1 protein-coding gene and 3 pseudogenes are annotated in these 2,459 nt (G+C 67.7%); all 4 read left to right on the top strand.

All coding sequences use genetic code 11. The features are described 5' to 3' along the window. Positions 1-249: 249 nt before the first annotated feature. Positions 250-687, top strand: a complete 438-nt coding sequence (locus OTB19_RS43910) for a hypothetical protein (RefSeq protein ID WP_420717031.1) — start codon at positions 250-252, stop codon at positions 685-687. Positions 688-784: 97 nt separating this feature from the next. Further along, a pseudogene (locus OTB19_RS42470) lies at positions 785-961 on the top strand (IS6 family transposase); the annotation flags it as partial. A gap of 93 nt (positions 962-1,054) precedes the next feature. Further along, positions 1,055-1,966, top strand: a pseudogene (locus OTB19_RS42465) (ISL3 family transposase); the annotation flags it as partial. 96 nt (positions 1,967-2,062) lie between these two features. Beyond that, positions 2,063-2,341 (top strand): annotated as a pseudogene (locus OTB19_RS42460) (IS5/IS1182 family transposase); the annotation flags it as partial. Positions 2,342-2,459: the final 118 nt, after the last annotated feature.

Raw genomic sequence — 2,459 nt, 5'->3', positions numbered from 1 at the left:
CGGACCCGTGGAACCCGGCGCACCCCGCAGCGACACGCGACGACCCCGGAACCTCACCACGAGAACAAACCGGGGTGAACCGACCACCCCACGAACACGACCTCATCACTGAAGGATCGAGGCTCACCTGAACGATTTCGCCGAGACCCTGCTCCAAAGGGGGGCCTCTGGAGTCGTGCGAATACGTACGGCAGGAACGAGGCTTTAAGGCACCGGGCAAGATGTCGTGTTTCCAGGAAGGCTTGGTCGATGGGACATCCCGTAGTCCGTGAAAGCGACAAGATCGACACTCCGCCCCCCGCCCCAGCGGTATGGGTTACACCACCCGTAGTGACGCTTAAAGGATCATCAGGCTTCACTGTCGCAGGCAAGTCGGTATGTCTGCCTGTGGACATCGAGGGGATGTCTCCGCCGGTTACGGCCCAGTACACGACGCTGGCGTTTCCCAGCCCCGGCTCAGGAACCATCAATTTCACTCTGGCGAGCGGCCACAGGGCGCTGAAGACGACGTCCAAGGGGCAGCCAGTCGTGGTCGACGACGACACCCCCCTGACCTTCGTGTTCACGGTCACTGGCCCTGCGACGAATCCGGCTCCGGGACAGCCGCCGTCAGACCTCGTGCCCACGTACTCGGGCACGGCGACCTTCCTGCGTAATCCCATGCCGAAGCCGGTTACTGCCGGATAGTGGTGAAGGCCCTCGCGTGACCCGCGAGGGTGCTGTCACGTTGTCGGTGGCGGGGTGAGATGATCTTCGGAGTGTCCGTCTGGGGAGGGGGGTGTTCGTGTCGTCGAGTGCGCCGTCGTACGCGAATCACCGCTACCCGGTCGAGGCGATCTCGCACTGTGTGTGGCTGCACTTCCGCTTCCCGCTCTCCTTCCGTGAGGTGGAGGAGCTGATGCTGGAGCGGGGCGTGGCCGTCTCCTGCGAGACGATCCGCCGCTGGTGCCTGAAGTTCGGCCGGCCTTGTCACGTTGTCGGTGGTGTGGCTGGTTGATGGCGTGTCAGGGCATGCCGGGGCCCGGTCTGGTCGAATGCTCAGGCCGGGGCGGGCATGTCACCGCTGGTCATCGAGGATGTGGTCGATGAGGGCGGGCGGGTGTTGGTGAGGGCGCGGACTCCGGGAGAGCCCGCGCCCTGCCCGGTGTGCGGGGTGCTGTCGGGGAGGGTGCACGGCTATCACTGGCGGACGGTGGCCGATGTGCCGGTCGACGGCCGGCGGGTAATACTCCGAGTACGGGTGCGGCGTCTGGTGTGTTCCACGCGCGGGTGCCGCCAGACCTTTCGCGAGCAGGTGCCCGGGGTGTTGGAGCGCTATCAGCGGCGCACTACCCGTTTGACCAGGCAGGTCAAGGCGGTGGTGAAGGAGTTGGCGGGCCGGGCGGGAGTACGGTTGCTGGCGGCACTGGCCATGGGCCTGTCCCGTCACACGGCCCTCCGCGTCCTGCTGGCCATCCCCTTGCCGGCCGGACGGATTCCGCGAGTGATCGCAGTGGACGACTTCGCTCTGCGCCGACGGCACTGCTACGCCACCGTGGTGATCGACGCCGAGACCCATGAACGGATCGACGTCCTCCCCGATCGCACGGCCGGCACGCTGGAAGCGTGGCTCCGTGCCCATCCGGGCGTCGAGGTCGTGTGCCGTGACGGATCGACGACCTACGCGGAGGCCATCCGCCGGGCCCTGCCGGACGCGGTCCAGGTCAGTGACCGCTGGCATGTCTGGCACAACTTGTGCGAGGCCTCCCTGGACGAGGTGAAGGCACACAGCACCTGCTGGGCGACCGTGCTCGACGCCCCCATCTATGACGGGCCTCGCGCCCAGACCACGCTGGAGCGCTGGCACCAGGTCCACGGCCTGCTCAACCAAGGTGTGGGCACGCTGGAATGCGCCCGCCGCCTTCAACTGTCCCTGAACACCGTCAAACGCTATGCCCGCGCCGAGCGGCCCGAGCGGATGCTCCGCGACTTTGCTGCGCAATTCGCTGTGTAGGTGAGGGCGGGTTGGGGATGATCGTCTTCGGGGTCGCTTCGCTGTCGTGCGGCCATGGAGGCGGTGCGGATGTCGATGCGGCCGGTGGGGCTGGCGGAGATCCCGGAGCAGACTGTGGCGGTGGCCCGGGCGGCGTTCCCGAAAGGGAGTCTGGCGATACGGGTGCGGGCCCGCCTCGCGGAGGTGTTCGCCGACGAGCCGTTCGCCGACGCGTTCGGGGTGCGTGGGGCGCCGGGGCTGTCACCAGGGGCGTTGTCGCTGATCACGGTGTTGCAGTTCGCCGAGGACCTCACGGACCGGCAGGCCGCTGCGATGGCGGTGCGGGCCATCGACTGGAAATACGCGCTGGTGCGCCACGAGGCGCCACTACCCCGAGCGGGGGTGAAAGGACCCCGCCGCTGGCCTGTCGCAGCAGGCTAGTGCAGCTGAGGGCAGCCTGACCGCGGAGACGCGCGGGAGGGCGGCA

This window comes from Streptomyces sp. H27-H5, assembly GCF_026627505.1.
Lineage (GTDB): Bacteria > Actinomycetota > Actinomycetes > Streptomycetales > Streptomycetaceae > Streptomyces.
The sequence above is the reverse complement of the archived record's forward strand: the minus strand, read 5'-3'. Positions and strand labels throughout refer to the sequence as shown.

What these genes read in the sequence shown, in the direction of transcription:
- OTB19_RS43910 (WP_420717031.1), top strand. Translation starts at nt 250, where the DNA reads ATGGGACATCCCGTAGTCCGTGAAAGCGACAAGATCGACACTCCGCCC.